The organism is Salinirubellus litoreus (assembly GCF_037335815.1).
GTDB classification, from domain to species: domain Archaea; phylum Halobacteriota; class Halobacteria; order Halobacteriales; family Haloarculaceae; genus Salinirubellus; species Salinirubellus litoreus.
Map to the genome: position 1 here is coordinate 3,866,685 of NZ_CP147841.1, position 15,671 is coordinate 3,882,355.

Sequence of the window (15,671 nt, forward strand, 5' to 3'; positions counted from 1 at the left end):
CCCCGGTCAGCCCGCTCGGCCGGTTCGTCCGGCTCGGGCGTCATCCCGTGACGGGATGAAGGCGTAGAGGCCGGCCGCGATTCCCGAGAGCCCGGCGAGCAGGAGGAACGACTCGTCGAAGAGCCCCATCTCCGCGAGCGTACCGACGACGGTCGAGCCGCCGGCGGCCAGCAGGAAGAAACCCATCCGGATGGTGCCCCAAGCCGTCCCCGTCACCTCCGGCGGGAGGACGGAGATGACGTACGCGTTCGACACCGGCACGACGGCGAGTCGGACACCGGCGACGGTCACGACCGCCGCCATCGAGAGGGGGCCGTCGACGAACGGGACGGCCCCGACCGCGCCCGCGCCCGCGGCCGCCACCCCGACCAGGACGATTCGCTCACCGAAGGCGTCAGAGAGGTTCCCGGCGACGGCCTGCGCGACCGCCCCGCCGACGAACAGGAGCGCGAACAGCACCGAGGCGGTCGACTGATCGAACCCCTTCGCCTCCACCAGGTAGGTCAGGAGGAACGACGAGAGCCCCTGGAAGGCGAAGAGCATGAGCGTGGCCGCCACGACTGGCACCAGCACGGCGCGGTTCCCGACCGCTCTACCGACGTCCCCGAGGAGTTCGGCGGGTGGCGTCGGGTCGGGGCTCGCCTCTACTTCCCGGGCGGGAACGGCCCACCAGGTGAACACGGCCGCCCCGAGGTACGGGACCAGCATCCCCCCGACGAGGATCCGCCACCCGAGGTTCTCGACGAGCGCCCCGGCGAGAAACGGGAGGACCGCGGACCCGACGCTGCCCGCGGCGAGGACGGCACCGAGGGCCGCCCCGTCGTTGAGGGGGAAGGTCCGCGAGATGGCGGTCCCGCGGGCGGGGCCGTACAGCCCGGTGACGAACCCGAACGCGGCGCTCGCGAGGACGAACACGAGGAACCCCGGTGCGAGCCCGAGGGCGGCTACCCCGCCCGCCGAGAGGAGGAGGCTCCCGGCGAGGAGTCGCCGCTCACCCAGGCGGTCGACCAGCAGGCCCGCCGGCGACTGCATCAGCGCGTACGTCGCCCACAGGACCGTGATGGCGATGCCGGCGTCGGCGTTACCGAGGTCGAACGTCGCCTTGACCTGCGGGAGGACGGCCGGAACCAGAAAGCGTCCCCCGAGGATGAACAGCCACCCCACGGCGATGGCCAGTAGCGCCCAGCCGCGGCCGTCGCCCCGGAGCCGACCGACGACCGAACGCGCTCCCGTCGACACACCACGTCCTCCAGTGGGGCGGTACTAACCGCTCCCGGTTCCCGGTGGCTGTCACGAGAGGGGGCCGGCGCTGTCGGTCGGCTCGCGACGAAGAAGGTCGTACCGCACGGGTTCGACGGTCCGTCGGCTCGGGGCGATCGTGCCCCGTCAACGGCCGCTGTTCGACCGCGGTTCGAGACCTACAGGTCCGACCGCAGTCGGATCTGGTCGTCGGTGACCGTGTCGATGGACGCCTCCTGCAGCGGGTAGTCATCGTCCTCGTCGTGGTCGTCCCAGTTGAGCTTCGTCTTGAGCTTCGTCGTGATTCCGGGGTCCGGGTCGACGTACGCCGTCCCGTGTCTGACCGCACTGACGATTCCGACCTCGTCACCGTCACCGTCGATGACCGTCTTGCCGACGTCGTCGTCGGTGATCTGAGCTGTGCTCATTGCACGCGTCCCTACCCCTACCGAACACCTCACGGTGCTGCCTGCACTCTCAAGGCGGCACGGCGCGCGGCCGTCGTGCCCCGACGGGAAGCGACGCCGAACGGGAGCGCTCGCCCGACCACGGACCGGACTCCAGGTCGTCGAGTACGGACCGGCGGGAGGTACTGACGCCGACAGAAGGACATAAGACGCTCGACCGGACAGACTTGCGTATGCCGACCCTCGTGACGGGAACCGTCCCGGCAGACCAGCTCGCGCTCTCGCACACTCTCGAGTCCCTGCCGGACCTCCTCTTCGAGGTCGAACGCATCGTGTCGAGCGGTGAGGACGCGCTGATGCCGCTGCTGTGGGTCCGCGGTCCCTCGCGCGAACGCGTCGAGGCGACCCTCGAGGAGGACCCGACCGTCGACAACGTCGAGCTCGTCGGCGATTTCACGGACGAGTGGCTGTTCCAGATGGAGTGGATCGACCACGTCGACCTGCTGGTCCAGATGATCACTAACTCCGAAGCGACGGTCCTCGACGCCGTGGGCCAGGAGGGCCAGTGGAAGCTCCGGGTGCTCTACCCCGAACGCGAGCTGTTCTCGAAGACTCACGAGTTCTGCGAGGATCACGGCCTGGACTTCGACGTCACGACCATCCGCGAACTCGAGGGCGAACCCGCCGGCCGCTACGGCCTGACCAACGACCAGTACGAGGTGCTCGCCGAGGCCGCCCGGATGGGCTACTTCGAGGTTCCCCGCGAGGTGTCCCTCGAGGAGCTCGCCGAGGAACTCGGCGTCTCCCACCAGGCCGCCTCCGAACGCATCCGCCGCGCCACGAACGCCCTCGTCGAGGACGCCCTCTTCGTCGGCCTCAACGAGTACGACCGGAGCGAGGAACGCTCGACGAGGTAGCGAACCGGGAGCGGGTCACGGGTACACGGACGGACTCGTAGCCGGATCCGTTGGAGTGGTCGCCCAGTATCGACACCGATCTCCACGAGCGGGAGCACCGTCAACCGTCGTTCGAAATCGTTATATGAATGGTTGTTAAACTACTCACGTATGTCTCAGCGACCCGACCGGCTGGAGCGGCTCATCGAGGGGGAGCTCGGCGAGTGCTGTGCGGCCGACGTCGACGAACGCCTCGAGGCGATCGAGGCGTTCGCGGCGGACGTTCCGGAGTCGATCGACCGGGACGTGGGCGCGCTGAAGGCGCTCGGGAACGACACGCGATACACGGTCGTTCGGCTGCTCGCGGCCGCGGGGCGCGAGCTGTGCGTCTGCGAGATCACTCCCGTCGTGGACGTCAGCGACAGCGCCATCAGCCACGCGCTGTCGACCCTGCACGACGCGGGGCTCGTCCGCCGGCGCAAGGACGGTACCTGGCGGTACTACGAGACGACCGAACAGGCCGAACGCCTGCTCGGCGCGCTCGACGAGACGAGGGGTGAACGACGATGAGCACGGGCGATCCCGTTCGCGTGGCGTTCATGTGCGTCCGGAACGCCGGGCGCTCGCAGATGTCGACCGCGTTCGCCGAGCGCGAGCGCGAACGGCGCGGACTCGAGGACGCAGTCGAGATCCTCACCGGCGGGACCCACCCCGCCGAGCACGTCCACGAGGTGGTCGTCGAGGCCATGCACGAGGAGGGGTTCGACCTCTCGGATCGTGTCCCACGGGCGATCTCGACCGCCGAACTCGAGTCGTGTGACTACGTCGTGACGATGGGCTGTTCGACGCTCGAACTCGACGCCGACGCCTCGCAGGTGGAGATCCGGGACTGGGCCCTCGACGACCCCGGCGAACGGGACCTCGATCGCGTCCGGGGGATCCGCGACGAGATCGAAGCGCGGGTGAGCGACCTGTTCGACGAACTGGAGACGGAGGTGGAGGTCCGTGTCTGATTCGGAGTCCGAACCCGAACTCGACGCCGCGGACCAGCGACGGGCGGTCCGCGAGCGGTACGCTCGCATCGCGAGGGAGTCGGAAGCGGACGCCGGGAGCTGTTCGGACGATGGCGGGTGCTGTGCCGGCGGTTCGGACGGCTCGGGCGGCGCGGGGACGGGGACGGACACCGACGAGCGGGCCCGACAGCTCGGCTACTCGGGGAACGACGTGGACGCCGCGGGCGAGGCGAACCTGGGGCTGGGCTGTGGGAACCCGAAGGCGCTCGCCGCCATGGAGGACGGTGAGACCGTCCTCGACCTGGGCTCGGGTGCCGGGTTCGACTGCTTCCTCGCGGCCCGCGAGGTCGGCGAGGGCGGACGGGTCGTCGGCGTCGACATGACCCCCGAGATGGTCGAGCGGGCGAGGGAGAACGCGTCGGGGAGCGAGTTCGGGAACGTCGAGTTCCGACTGGGCGAGATCGAGCACCTCCCGGTGGCCGACGGGAGCGTCGACGTCGTGATCTCGAACTGCGTCGTCAACCTCTCGCCCGACAAACCGCAGGTGTTCCGCGAGGCCTACCGTGTCCTCCGGCCGGGCGGACGGCTCGCGGTGTCGGACGTCGTGCTCACCGCCGAGATCCCCGCGGAGCTCCGGGCCGACCCCGAGTCGGTCGCCTCGTGCGTCGCCGGCGCGTCGACCGTCGACGCCCTGGAGGCGATGCTCGACGACGCGGGGTTCGAGGGGGTCGACGTCGAGCCGAGGGACGACAGCGATCGGTTCATCCGGGAGTGGGACGACGAGCGCGACCTCAGCGAGTTCATCGTCTCGGCGAGCATCACCGGACGAAAACCCGACGAGCCCCCGATCCCGCCCGGTGACGAGGGGGGTGACGCGCGGTGAGCAACAGTACCGCCGAGGCCCACGAGCACGGGCCGAACTGTGACTGTGAGGCCTGCGGCGACCCGCGCTCGATGGCGTTCCTCGACAAGTACCTCACCGTCTGGATCTTCGGCGCGATGGCGGTCGGCGTCGGCCTGGGCTTCCTCGCGCCGTCGGTCACCCGGCCGATCCAGGAGCTCCACCTCGTCGAGATCGGCCTGGTCCTGATGATGTACCCGCCGCTGGCGAAGGCGAACTACTCACAGCTTCGGGCGGTGTTCAGCAACTGGCGCGTGCTGAGCCTGAGCCTCGTCCAGAACTGGCTCATCGGCCCGACGCTCATGTTCGGGCTGGCGGTGGTCTTCTTCAGCGGGCTCGTCCCCGGCCTCCCCGCGCGCCCCGAGTACTTCCTCGGGCTCGTGTTCATCGGGATGGCCCGGTGTATCGCGATGGTGCTCGTCTGGAACGAACTCGCCGAGGGATCGACCGAGTACGTCACCGGGCTGGTGGCGTTCAACAGCCTCTTCCAGATCGTCACCTACGGGGTGTACGTCTGGTTCTTCGGGCTGTTCCTGCCGCCGCTGCTGGGGATGGAGACGCTCGTCGCCGGCATCCAGACGTTCGACGTGACGCCGATGCAGGTGTTCCGCGCCATCGTCGTCTTCCTCGGTATTCCCTTCGCCGCCGGCTTCCTCACCCGCTACGTCGGGACCAGAGTGCGGGACGAGGAGTGGTACGACGAGGAGTTCGTCCCGCTGATCGACCCGCTGACGCTGGTCGCGCTGCTGTTCACCGTCGTCGTGATGTTCGCCACCCAGGGCGAGAACATCGTCGCCTCGCCCGGCGACGTGCTCCTCATCGCCGTGCCGCTGACGATCTACTTCGTCGTGATGTTCCTCGTGAGCTTCGGCATGGGCAAGGGCGTCGGCGCGGACTACTCGACGACGACGGCGATCGGCTTCACCGCCGCGTCGAACAACTTCGAACTCGCCATCGCGGTCGCGGTCGCGGTGTTCGGCGTCGGCTCCGGCGTCGCCTTCGCCACGGTCGTCGGCCCGCTGATCGAGGTGCCCGTCCTGCTCGCGCTGGTCAACGTCGCGCTCTACTTCCAGCGACGGCTCGACTGGAGCGACGCGGTCGGCGATCTCGGAGGGTCCGCGCCGGGCGCGACCGCCGAGGACGACTGACGGGGGGCAGGTAGACCGCGCTCATCCCTCGCCAGTCACGTTCGCCCACGTTCTGCGTGGGCACGGCCCGTCCGCCCGTCGACGAAGCCCCCCGGAACGCTCAGACCGGGACGAACACGGGGATCGCCACCTCCTCGTCCTCGGTCGGCACGAATCGGACCTCCACCTCGGTACCGACGTCCACGTCCTCCGGGTCGGCGACGATCGTCGTCATCATCCGCGGCCCCTCCGCGAGTTCGACGTAGCCCACGACCAGCGGCAGGTCGGATTCGGGCCAGCCGGACATCCGCCGGGCGACGGAGTAGGTGTAGACCTCGCCGCGACCCGACGAGACCGTCCACTCGGTGTCGGCGAGACAGTCCGGACAGAGCGCCCGCGGGTAGTGGAAGACGAGCCCGCAGTCGGGGCACGCCGAGAGGCGGAGTTCCCCCTCGCTCGCCCCGCGCCAGTAGGGGGCCGACTCGGGGGTCACCTCGGGTATCGGGCGGGGCTCCCACGTCTCGGGGAGAGGGGCAGAGTCGCTCACGCCCCGCCACCCCCGAGGACGAGCGTGGCGGCGCCGTGGCGCGTCCCGATCGACCCGCCCGTCCCGTGTGCGAGGGCGACGTCGGCGTCGACCTGCACCTCCTCGTTCGCCTCCCCCCGGAGCTGTCGAACCGCCTCGATCACCTTCGTCATCCCGCCCCGGTTACCGGGGTGATTGTTACAGAGCCCCCCGCCATCGGTGTTGAACGGCAGGTCGCCGTCCGGTGCCTGGAGGGTGCCCCCCTCGACGAACTCCCCACCTTCCCCCTTCTCGCAGAAGCCGAGGTCCTCGATGGCCTCGAGAACGGTGATCGTGAACGAGTCGTAGATCGAGGCGTAGTCGATATCGTCCCTGCCCACCCCGGCCTCGGCGAACGCCCGCTCGCCCGAGCGGTCCGCGGCAGTGTTCGTCAGGTCGATCCGGCCGGCGTCGTGATGACCCACGGCCTCGCCGTGACCGAGCACCTCCACGGCCTCGCGAGAGAGCGTGCTCGCGACGTCCTCGCTCGCGACGAGGAGCGCCCCGCCGCCGTCGGTGATGACACAGCAGTCGAGCAGGTGAAGCGGGTCGGCGACCATGCGGGAGTCGACCACGTCCTCGACGCTCACCGGGTCCCGGAACCGGGCGTGCTCGTTGAACCCCGCGTGGTGTGCGGCGGCGACGCGCACCTCCGCGAGCTGTTCGGGCGTCGTCCCGAACTCGTGGGCGTGGCGACGAGCCGCCATCGCGTACATCGTGAGATTGGTGACGCCGTACACCCGCTCGTAGGAGTCCTGGACGGTCCGGATCTCGCGGGCACCCGATCCCGTGGCCTGTCCCGCCGAGCGCGGCCGCCCGGCGAGGGTGACGAGGCAGACGTCGCACTTGCCGTCGCGGATGGCGCTCGCGGCGTGGCCGACGTGGGCGACGTAGGACGAACCCCCGTAATCGGTCGTGTCGCAGAAGGCGGGGTCGAGCCCGAGGTAGTCGGCCATCACCAGCGGCGCGAGCCCGCGGTCGTACTCCGGGACGCCCGCGGTGAGGTAGCCGTCGACGGCCGATTTCTCGAGGTCCGCGTCCGCGAGCGCGCCGCGGGCCACCTCCGCGTGGAGCTGTGGCGTCGACTTCTCGGGGGCCTCGCGGGTCGGATGCTCGAACGCGCCCACGACGTAGACGGGGTCAGTCATGGCCGCCCGTCGCAGGGTTCCGTCAAAAGGGTTCGTCCCGGATGGGCGGTCGGGGACGGGAGGTCGCAGCCGGGGGTCGACTACGCCCCGTCGACGCGGCAGTCGTGACACCGCCGGAAGAACCGGGCGAGGCCGAGTATCTCCGCCAGGGAGTCGACGTCGGGGTACTCCTCGACGAGGTCCGGCGTCCACTCGTCGAGACGGTGGTGCTCCTCGACGAACGCCTCGATACGGTTCCCGATGCGGTAGCAGTCGGAGGCGGTCGGTTCGTCGGGCGGCGCGATACCGGTCACCGTCTCGATGAACTCGCGGTACTGGTCGGGGTCGAGATGCCACTCGGGGGCGGAGAGGTCGAGGCCCTCGGCCGTCGGACCCGCCCGGGACGTGTCTGAAGAGATTCGGATCATAGGGAGTACGCCTAACTATATATGACAATATGCTCGGCGTCATGAGCCTTTCCGATCCGACAGATATCGCCCGCCCGGGGCCGTAGAGCGGGCGGACATGGAACGGTGGGTGGCGACGGCGCGGTCGGACGGCCGATCGGTGAACTCGACGACCTGGCCACAGAGCAGGGCCCAGCCCCTCCCGCACCAGCGGCCCGACCCTCCCTGTCCAGTCGACACCGGACGGGGCCGTTCCCGCTCACTCCGACGTCGATCCCGACCCGTCCAGCCGGTCGAGCTCGGCCGCGGTGTACCCCGCCACCTCCGTCAGGACCTCCTCGGTGTGCTCGCCGAGCGAGGGAGCCGGCGAGACCTCGGGTGCGTCGCTCCCGGCGAACTTGATCGGCATCCCCGGGACGGGCGTCTCCTCGCGGCCCTCGCCGGGGTTCGGCAGGTCGTGGAGCATCCCCCGTTCGCGAAGGTGGGGGTCCTCGACGACCTCCGGGACCGTCCGGACGGGCGCACACGGGACGTTCGCGTCGAGGAGCGTCTCGACCACCTCACCTTTGGTCCGCCCGTCGAGCCACGCCTCGACGGCCGCGTCGACCGCCTCGATCCGCCGGGCGCGCTCGACCTTCGAGTCCCACCCCTCCCGTCCCACGAGGTCCTCCCGACCCATCACCTCCGCGAGCGACTCCCAGTGGCGCTCGGCGATGCAGATGATCGCGACGTGGCCGTCCTCGACCTCGTAGGCGTTGTACGGCGCGATGGAGAGCCCGGAGTGCCGGTTGCCGGTACGAGCGGGTGCGTCGCTCTCCGAGACCCACGCGGCGACCGGCGAGGCCAGCGTCGGGTACATGCAGTCGAACATCCCGACCTCGACGTAGTCGCCCTCGCCCGTCGTCGCCCGGCGGAACAGCGCGCCGAGGATACCGACGGCGAGGTGGGTCGCACCCACGAAATCACACACCGCGGGGCCGGCTTTGACCGGCGGCCCGTCGGTGAACCCCGTCGTGTCCATGACGCCGCTCATCGCCTGGACCGTGAGGTCCATCGCGGGGTACTCCGCGTACGGACCGGTGTCGCCGTACCCCGATCCGTGGGCGTAGACGAGTTCGGGGTTCACCTCGCTCAGACGGTCGTAGCCGACGCCGAGCGCGGCCATCTTCCCCGTCGCGAAGTTCTCGAGGAGGACGTCGGCCTTCTCGACGAGTCGCTCCAGGGCCTCCCGTCCCGCCTCGGACTTCAGGTCGAGCGTGATCCCCCGCTTGCTCGCGTTGAGGTACTGGAACTGCGGGGGGTAGCCGTCCTCGCTCCGCGTCCGGACGTTCTCGCCCCACGGGGGTTCGACCTTGACCACGTCCGCGCCCAGATACGAGAGGAGGAGCCCGCAGTACCCGCCCTGGTAGATCTGTCCGAGATCGAGGACGCGGACGTCCTCGAGTGGGCGGGTCATCGACACCTCGGGAGCGCCGCCGTCAGCCGGTTCGATACACCACCTGCCCCCGTCCTCGCCGCGTGGTCGTTCGCTCCGGATCGGGTAGCGTGGGCCGACTCGTCGCCGGGGACCGCCGCCGGTTCCTCGTGCATGGCTGACCCCTCTTCACCAGCCCGAGACATAGGTTACCAGGGGACACTGGTCGGCGGTTCGTCCCTCACCGGGGGCGACCGCGGCGCGGCCCGGGACCGCGGTCGGGTCTCAGTCGGCGGTCCGGGCGTGCTCCCCGTGTCCTCCACCCTCTGCCGGGTCGGAGCAGTGGAGCCAGTAGAGGAACAGGAAGAGCCCGGTCGTGAACACGTTCAGGGCCATCTTGTAGTTCATCTCGATCCGCACCTCGGCGATCTGCACGCTGGAGGGGGCAGGGATGAGCCCCAGGCCGAGGAAGAGCAAGTGCATGACGACTCCGGTGAGAACCGTCGAGACGAGGATCATCCCCGAGAGGATCGCCGCGAACGTCGTCCCGTAGTACTCGCGGTAGGCGTCCACGATCGCCGGGACGATGAGGTCGGCGTAGATGTACGAGAGCACCGAGCCGGTCGTCGAATCTCGGCGTCTCACGACCGACCGGACGGGCGGGCGAGGCTCGCGTCAGTCCTCCCCGATCCCGGCCACTCGCGGGCGTCGGTCTCGACGAGGCCGAGCAGCATCCGCCGCCGCTCGGCCAGGTCGTCGACCGACTCCGCGAACCGCTCCTCGGTGACCGTCGGGATGCCGGCCTCGCGGACGGCGTCGAGGTCGGGCGGCGGCGGGGTCCGGTCGGTCGGACGGACCGACACCGATCCGACCGCCGAGAGGTACGTCCCGACGCTCGAACGCCCGTTCGCGAGGATCGGGTCGCTCGGCCGGACGTCCTCCTCGACGCCGAAGCGCAGGAGCGTCAACGCCTCGTCCAGCGCGACGACGCCGAGCACCGTCGCGTACTCGCGTCGGTCGGTGTAGAAGTAGTGGAGGATGGGGTAGGCCTGGTGGTTCGTCGTGAGCTCGTTGATCTCCGCGGTGTAGGAGTTGAGCGAGAGGTCGAACCCGCGGAACGCCTCGCCGTCCCCGTTCCACGCGGTCCGCACGATCTCCTCGCCGCGGTACCCGAGCCCGCTGACGTTGCTGGCGAACGCCCGCTTCTGCGTGACGGCGTCGAGCACCGAGACGACGTAGCTGACAACGAGCGTGATGAGGAGCATCCCGCTCGACGTCGTGAGGCCCGTCAGGACCTGCCAGAGCCCCTCGTTCGGCGTGAAGTCGCCGTTGCCCATCGTGAACAGCGTGTACCCCACGAAGTAGAACCGCTCGACCAGCGAGACGGGGTCGTCGCTGCGGGTGTCGAAGATGGCGTGCTCGACGCCGGCGAAGACGAGCGTCCACCCGCCCCAGAGGAGGCCGATCCAGGTGGCCAGCCCGAGCGACAGTATCACCGGCCCGGCGAGAGTGAGAAACCGGGGGTGACCCTCGCCGACGCGCCGCATCGCCGCCCAGGTCCCCCGCATCAGGCGCGTCGTCAGCGGGCCCGCCCCGCCCTCGACCCAGAGCGTCGTCCAGAGGAGGTCACCGACCACGACGACGAGGGCGATCACGCCCAGCGTCAGCGCGACTGGATCCACCGTATTCACCCCCGTGTGCACGGTCCGACCTCGCGCCGAACGTGTTCGCAACCCGCGTCCTCCTCATCGGAGGACCGTCCCGTTCCGCTTGCGGGGTGTGCGCGAGGTGACCGCGCCGCCCCGCCGGCCAGCGAGGTGTGAACGTCTCCGTCTCTACCGAGCATCGCTCACGGGGCGTTGGAATCCGCCGCTTAGGTCAGTGGTGCTTGCATCTCCGGGCCCCCGAGCGCGCCGCCGTGAGCGGCCAGCGCTGCGGCGTCACCGCTGATCGTGGCTACGAACTCGTCAATTGGCCCCCTACGAGCGATCAGTCCAGTACGACGGTGAACCCCCACTCGCCCTGCTGGTCGAGGGTGTCGATCGACTCGCCCACCGAGTAGGTCGTCGCGAACCGGAACTCGCCGACGGGAACACAGCCGTCGTACTCCGGTAGCGCGTAGAGCTTCACGTCCGCCTCGATGGTCCCGCCCGGACCGATCTCCTCCGTCCGGTACTCCTCGGTCGTCGCCACGCCCTCGGAGAGCCGCAGGCAGTCCTCGCTGTCGACGGGGTACTCCTCCTCGGCCGGGAGGAGCTGGAGGCTCCCGCTCTCGTCGGTGACGTACTGGAACCGTATCGCCCGGCCCTCGCCGACGACCACCGCGGAGTCGCTCGTGTTGGTGAGCGTGACGTGGAGTGTCGGCGGCGAGTCGCCGGTCCCCTCGGGTTCGAGTGCCTCGACGGCCGGCTCGACCGGCAGATCGGGCGCGGGGGCGGTTTCGACGATCGCGACGACCGGCCCGCCCGACCCCTCGGGGCGCGTCCCCGAGGAGCCGTTCCCGTCACCGCCGTCGGGCAGGGGGTCGTCCGTCGGATCGCCGGTCCCCGGGGGTGTCTCGGAGCCCCCGGCGGGGCCGCTGTAGCCCGTCATACACCCGGCGAACAGTCCGGTGGTCACGAGGGCGGTTCCGCCGAGGACGTCACGTCGCGTCGGGGACACGGACATATCGACGACGTGTGAGGATATAACCGCGCCGTTGGCTCAAACGGGTGGTTGATGGACCGGTCGGTGCACTCCCTCCCCGGGCGGGACGGACGCGGGCGTGCGGAACCGCACGAGCCCGGTAGAAACCGAACGGGAGGTGCCGGACGAGTGCGCCGAGCCGTGACGGCCCCTACTGATCCGGGACCACGCCGTGACCCGGTCCGGCGATGTCCACGGTGGGGGAGCGCTCGGTGGGGACGACGTCCTCGGCGAGCAGGAGGTTGCCGTCGAGATCGACGTAGTCGAAGCCGCCGAGGCCGGCGACGACGTGCGCGCTGGTGTGGATGCCGATCGCGCTCTCGAGCATGCAACCGACCATCAGCTGGCAGTTGGCCGCCCGCGCGATCGCGGCGATCTCCGCCGCCGCGACCGGCCCGGACTTGCCGAGCTTCACGTTGACGACGTCGGCGGCTCCGGCGCGGACCACGCGCATCGCGTCCTCGGGAGTGAAGACGGCCTCGTCGGCGGCGACGGGTACCGCGATCCGCTCGCGGACGTGCCGGAGTCCTTCGATATCCGCCGCGTCGACGGGCTGTTCGATCAGCGCGAGGTCGACGCCGCGGTCGCGCAGTTCGCGAGCGAACCGGATCGTCTCGGCGGGCGTCCACCCCTGGTTCGCGTCGACCTTCAGCTCCGCGTCCGGCGCGGCCTCGCGCACGGCCGTGACGCGCTCGACGTCGGCCTCGACGCCGGAGCCGGTCTTCACCTTCAGGTGCTCGAACCCCTCACTGACGGCGTCGTGGGCGCGGTCGGCGGCGTCTTCGGGCGGGAGAATGGGGATCGTGAGATCGGTCGTCACCGGTCGCGGCGCGCCCCCGAACAGCTCCGAGAGCGCCAGTCCGCGCTCGCGGCAGTGGGCGTCGAGCAGCGCCGTCTCGACGGCGAACAGCGCCGAGACCGCCCCCGGAAAGGCGTCCCGAAGGTCGCCGGCCAGCCGGCGGTAGTCCGCGACCGGCTCCCCGTCGAGGAGTTCGCCGGCGGCCCGTGCGGTCGCCAGCGCGGCCTCGCGCGTCTCGCCCGTCACCGGCGGGAGCGGCGAGCCCTCGCCGTACCCCACCGTGCCGTCGTCGGTCTCGACGGAGACGAGGACGTTGTGGGCCTCGTGCTGGGTGCCGAGTGATATCTCGAACGGCTCGCGCAACGGGAGGTCGAGCGGTTCGACCGTCACGCGCTCGACGCGTGCGCCCGCGTCCCCGCCAGCGCTCACGGTCAGAGCACCTCCCGAACGGCCGCGAGGAGGTCCTCGGGACCGCCCTCGTCGAAGACGTTCGCGGTCGGGAGTCCGTGTCGCTCGGCCTCCTCGTCGGAGTCGCCCCACGTCGAGAGCGCCGCGACGGCCGCGTCGCTGAGTTCCTCGACGTTGGTGCGCTCCTGTGCGACGCCCGCGATGGGGAACCGCTCGAAGTGCGTCCGAGATTCACGGGACGGGTCGTCGACCAGCACCACGGCGTCGGGCCACGCGCCGTGGAGGATGCCCAGGGTGACACTGGAGTAGGCCCGGTGGGAGAGCGCCCCCTGCCCCTCGACGAACACGAGGTCGTTCTCTCCACCGACCGTGGCGACCATGTCCTCGACGACGCCGGCGGTGAAGTCCGCGGGGACGCGGTCGATCACGACCCCCCGATCAGCGCCGACCATGAGCCCCGTCTGGCCGGTGGCGACCCACCCGGCGGAGAGGCCGGCCTCCTTCGCGGCCCGGTAGAGTTCGAACGTCGTCGTGCGTTTGCCGACCGCACAGTCGGTCCCCACCGTCAGCACGACGTCGCAGTCCACCTCGTCGACGTGGCCGTCGGCCACCCGGAGGTCCTCCTCGGGGGGTTTGCGGACGTCGAACAGGCGGACGCCGCACTCCTCGGCCAGCCCGGCCCACTCCTCGTCGTCGCCGAGGAAGACGTGTAATCCCGAGACGACGTCACAGCCGGCCCGCATCGCCGTCCGGATGTCCTCGACCCACGCCTCGGGGAGCGCCCCGCCGGCGGGCGCGACCCCGATGACCAGCGCCTCGACCTCGGGGGCGCGTTCGAGCGCCTCCTCCATCGTGTCGACGACGGGGATCGGCCGGACGTCCGACCGACCGAGCACCTCGTCGGCGGTCGACCCCGCGGACGTCGAGTCGACGACCGCCCGCGCGTCGAACAGTTCGCTGTGCATCACCACGCCGTTGGCCGTCTTCCCGCCGGGCGTTCCGAACTCGCCCTCCGCGAGCACGACCGTCGGGACCGGCGCGTCGAAGGCTCCGTACAGGTCCATAGTCGGGACTCTGTGTGCGAGGGGGCAAAACTACCCCCTCTCATGGAAGGGGGTGGCTATTACTCACCCTCTACTGTGGTACGAGATGTCATGTCACGAGACGTGTCATCCGGGGAGAGGAGCCAGAGCACCGTGAGCATCTTCAGGCGGCTGGTGAGCGGGCGGTTCGGGTCGATAATCCTGCCAGCGATCATCCTCCAGTCCGTACTCATCGGCGGGGGGTACGCGAGCGGTCGCGAGGTCGTCGCCTACGGCGCGAAGTTCGGTTCCGCTGGCCTGCTCGCCGTCGCCGGCATCTTCGTCGGCTTCACGGTCATGTCGATCCTGGTCTTCGAGTTCTCGCGACAGTTCCACACCTACGACTACAAGTCGTACATGCAGGGGATCATCTGGAAGGGGTGGCCGCTGTTCGACGTCCTGTTCGTGGTGATGGCGACCATCGTCATCGCGGTGATGGCCTCGGCGGCCGGCAACATCATGGAGCAGACGGTGGGGATCCCGTATCTCGTCGGTATCGTCACGATAATCCTCGTCGTGGCGGTGCTGACCTACTTCGGCGCGAGCCTCATCGAGCGGTTCAAGACCGTCGGAACGGGCTTTCTCTACCTCGCGTACCTCCTGTTCGGGATCCTGGTGCTCTCGCAGGTCTGGGGGAACGTGACGGCCGTGTTCGCCGCCGGCAACACCGCCTACGTCGACGACGCGGGCGCGCTGGCGGTGATGCAGTCCGGTATCCTCTACGTGGGGTACAACCTCGCCATCTTCCCGGCGGTGTTCTTCGTGCTCCACCGCCAGGAGACCAGAAAGGAGTCGGTCGTCTCGGGGCTGCTCGCGGGCGTGATGATGACGCTCCCGTTCCTGCTCACCTACCTCTGTCTGATGGGCTTTTACCCACAGGAGAGCGTGATGGGCGCGGAGGTGCCCTGGCTGCCGATGCTCCGGAGCGCCGCCGGGCCCGCCGTCATCGCGTTCTACGGTATCGTCATCGGGTGGACGCTCGTCGAGACGTCCGTCGGGGCCATCCACGCGATCATCGACCGCATCGACGCCGACCTGGAGCGGATCGACACCGGTCGCTTCGAGGAGATCGACGGTCTCACCCGGCTCCAGAGCGGCCTGCTCGGCGGGGGTATCCTCGTCGCCGCCACGCTCCTCTCGCGGGTCGGCATCATCGCGCTCGTCGCCCAGGGGTACACCATCATGGCGTACTTCTTCATCGCACTGTTCGCCGTCCCGACGCTCACGATCGGGCTCTGGCGGATCATCAACCCGGACTGGAAGCAGGAGTTCTGGAACCGTGCCGGCTCACGGACCGCCTCGGCCGATTGAGACGGGGAGGGGTATCGGTCGCCGATGGAGGCCTGTTCGCGGACCGAGATGACGGCCGGTCGGCGTTCGCCGTCCGGGGGTCCGCGCTCGGTCGGCGGCCGGAGGAACCACCCAGCTATATATCCCCCGGCATGATCAGCGGCGACCCCACCCGATCGGCCCCGCGAGACCGCCCCGTACGCCGTCCGTTGGGTGCTCACAGCGCCCGGATCGCCGCCGTCGGCACAGCCATCGGATAAGAGACACGGTTCACCATGCTTGTGAAAGGCCCAACCTCAGTGTGGTGTGTC

General features: G+C 69.8%; 16 protein-coding genes and 1 pseudogene. 6 read left to right on the plus strand and 11 right to left on the minus strand.

Annotation, left to right across the window (positions count from 1 at the left end; translation table 11 throughout):
• Positions 1-6: 6 nt before the first annotated feature.
• Together WDJ58_RS19290 and WDJ58_RS19295 are read right to left on the minus strand one after the other, a co-directional pair.
• Positions 7-1,239 (minus strand): MFS transporter, encoded by a 1,233-nt coding sequence (locus WDJ58_RS19290; RefSeq protein WP_338914931.1) that lies wholly within the window; start codon positions 1,237-1,239, stop codon positions 7-9.
• 179 nt (positions 1,240-1,418) lie between these two features.
• Complete coding sequence (locus WDJ58_RS19295; protein WP_338914932.1) at positions 1,419-1,667, minus strand: PRC-barrel domain containing protein; 249 nt, start codon at positions 1,665-1,667, stop codon at positions 1,419-1,421.
• Positions 1,668-1,879: 212 nt separating this feature from the next.
• Here WDJ58_RS19295 and WDJ58_RS19300 point away from each other — a divergent pair, with 212 nt between their 5' ends.
• From WDJ58_RS19300 to arsB, 5 genes are all read left to right on the plus strand, one after another.
• The gene (locus WDJ58_RS19300) at positions 1,880-2,563 is read left to right on the plus strand and encodes a helix-turn-helix domain-containing protein (RefSeq protein WP_338914933.1); all 684 of its coding nucleotides are present in this window, start codon (positions 1,880-1,882) and stop codon (positions 2,561-2,563) included.
• 150 nt (positions 2,564-2,713) lie between these two features.
• On the plus strand, positions 2,714-3,112 hold the full coding sequence (locus WDJ58_RS19305) for an ArsR/SmtB family transcription factor (RefSeq protein WP_338914934.1): 399 nt from the start codon (positions 2,714-2,716) through the stop codon (positions 3,110-3,112).
• Complete coding sequence (locus tag WDJ58_RS19310) at positions 3,109-3,555, plus strand: low molecular weight phosphatase family protein (RefSeq protein ID WP_338914935.1); 447 nt, start codon at positions 3,109-3,111, stop codon at positions 3,553-3,555. Before WDJ58_RS19305 ends, WDJ58_RS19310 begins: the two co-directional genes overlap by 4 nt.
• Positions 3,548-4,438, plus strand: coding sequence for an arsenite methyltransferase (gene arsM, locus WDJ58_RS19315; RefSeq protein ID WP_338914936.1), 891 nt, complete (start codon positions 3,548-3,550; stop codon positions 4,436-4,438). Before WDJ58_RS19310 ends, arsM begins: the two co-directional genes overlap by 8 nt.
• Positions 4,435-5,604, plus strand: coding sequence for an ACR3 family arsenite efflux transporter (gene arsB, locus WDJ58_RS19320; protein WP_380661276.1), 1,170 nt, complete (start codon positions 4,435-4,437; stop codon positions 5,602-5,604). The genes arsM and arsB overlap by 4 nt, the downstream gene beginning before the upstream one ends.
• Before the next feature lie 100 nt (positions 5,605-5,704).
• Here arsB and WDJ58_RS19325 read toward each other — a convergent pair whose 3' ends face one another.
• From WDJ58_RS19325 to WDJ58_RS19365, 9 genes and pseudogenes are all read right to left on the minus strand, one after another.
• A complete protein-coding gene (locus WDJ58_RS19325; RefSeq protein ID WP_338914937.1) occupies positions 5,705-6,130 on the minus strand; it encodes a Zn-ribbon domain-containing OB-fold protein in 426 nt (141 codons plus the stop codon).
• Positions 6,127-7,296: a thiolase domain-containing protein gene (locus WDJ58_RS19330; RefSeq protein WP_338914938.1), complete on the minus strand. Its 1,170-nt coding sequence runs from the start codon at positions 7,294-7,296 to the stop codon at positions 6,127-6,129. Before WDJ58_RS19330 ends, WDJ58_RS19325 begins: the two co-directional genes overlap by 4 nt.
• 80 nt (positions 7,297-7,376) lie before the next feature.
• The gene (locus WDJ58_RS19335; RefSeq protein ID WP_338914939.1) at positions 7,377-7,703 is read right to left on the minus strand and encodes a hypothetical protein; all 327 of its coding nucleotides are present in this window, start codon (positions 7,701-7,703) and stop codon (positions 7,377-7,379) included.
• Positions 7,704-7,941: 238 nt separating this feature from the next.
• Positions 7,942-9,138 carry a CaiB/BaiF CoA transferase family protein gene (locus WDJ58_RS19340; protein WP_338914940.1) on the minus strand — a complete coding sequence of 399 codons (1,197 nt, stop codon included), beginning with the start codon at positions 9,136-9,138 and terminating at the stop codon, positions 7,942-7,944.
• Between the two features lie 243 nt (positions 9,139-9,381).
• Positions 9,382-9,723: pseudogene (locus WDJ58_RS19345) on the minus strand (permease); the annotation flags it as partial.
• Between the two features lie 14 nt (positions 9,724-9,737).
• Positions 9,738-10,778: an ion channel gene (locus WDJ58_RS19350; RefSeq protein ID WP_338914942.1), complete on the minus strand. Its 1,041-nt coding sequence runs from the start codon at positions 10,776-10,778 to the stop codon at positions 9,738-9,740.
• Positions 10,779-11,085: 307 nt separating this feature from the next.
• Positions 11,086-11,757, minus strand: coding sequence for a hypothetical protein (locus tag WDJ58_RS19355; protein WP_338914943.1), 672 nt, complete (start codon positions 11,755-11,757; stop codon positions 11,086-11,088).
• A 175-nt stretch (positions 11,758-11,932) separates the two neighbouring features.
• A complete protein-coding gene (locus WDJ58_RS19360; protein WP_338914944.1) occupies positions 11,933-13,009 on the minus strand; it encodes a dipeptide epimerase in 1,077 nt (358 codons plus the stop codon).
• A 2-nt stretch (positions 13,010-13,011) separates the two neighbouring features.
• Positions 13,012-14,052, minus strand: a complete 1,041-nt coding sequence (locus WDJ58_RS19365; RefSeq protein ID WP_338914945.1) for a DUF1611 domain-containing protein — start codon at positions 14,050-14,052, stop codon at positions 13,012-13,014.
• A 132-nt stretch (positions 14,053-14,184) separates the two neighbouring features.
• Here WDJ58_RS19365 and WDJ58_RS19370 point away from each other — a divergent pair, with 132 nt between their 5' ends.
• Positions 14,185-15,381: a hypothetical protein gene (locus WDJ58_RS19370; protein WP_338914946.1), complete on the plus strand. Its 1,197-nt coding sequence runs from the start codon at positions 14,185-14,187 to the stop codon at positions 15,379-15,381.
• Positions 15,382-15,671: the final 290 nt, after the last annotated feature.

Excerpts from the sequence above, each read along its gene's own strand:
- WDJ58_RS19295 (WP_338914932.1), bottom strand. The coding sequence starts at position 1,667 with ATGAGCACAGCTCAGATCACCGACGACGACGTCGGCAAGACGGTCATC.
- WDJ58_RS19300 (WP_338914933.1), top strand. The coding sequence starts at position 1,880 with ATGCCGACCCTCGTGACGGGAACCGTCCCGGCAGACCAGCTCGCGCTC.
- WDJ58_RS19305 (WP_338914934.1), top strand. The coding sequence starts at position 2,714 with ATGTCTCAGCGACCCGACCGGCTGGAGCGGCTCATCGAGGGGGAGCTC.
- WDJ58_RS19310 (WP_338914935.1), top strand. The coding sequence starts at position 3,109 with ATGAGCACGGGCGATCCCGTTCGCGTGGCGTTCATGTGCGTCCGGAAC.
- WDJ58_RS19330 (WP_338914938.1), bottom strand. The coding sequence starts at position 7,296 with ATGACTGACCCCGTCTACGTCGTGGGCGCGTTCGAGCATCCGACCCGC.
- WDJ58_RS19335 (WP_338914939.1), bottom strand. The coding sequence starts at position 7,703 with ATGATCCGAATCTCTTCAGACACGTCCCGGGCGGGTCCGACGGCCGAG.
- WDJ58_RS19340 (WP_338914940.1), bottom strand. The coding sequence starts at position 9,138 with ATGACCCGCCCACTCGAGGACGTCCGCGTCCTCGATCTCGGACAGATC.
- WDJ58_RS19365 (WP_338914945.1), bottom strand. The coding sequence starts at position 14,052 with ATGGACCTGTACGGAGCCTTCGACGCGCCGGTCCCGACGGTCGTGCTC.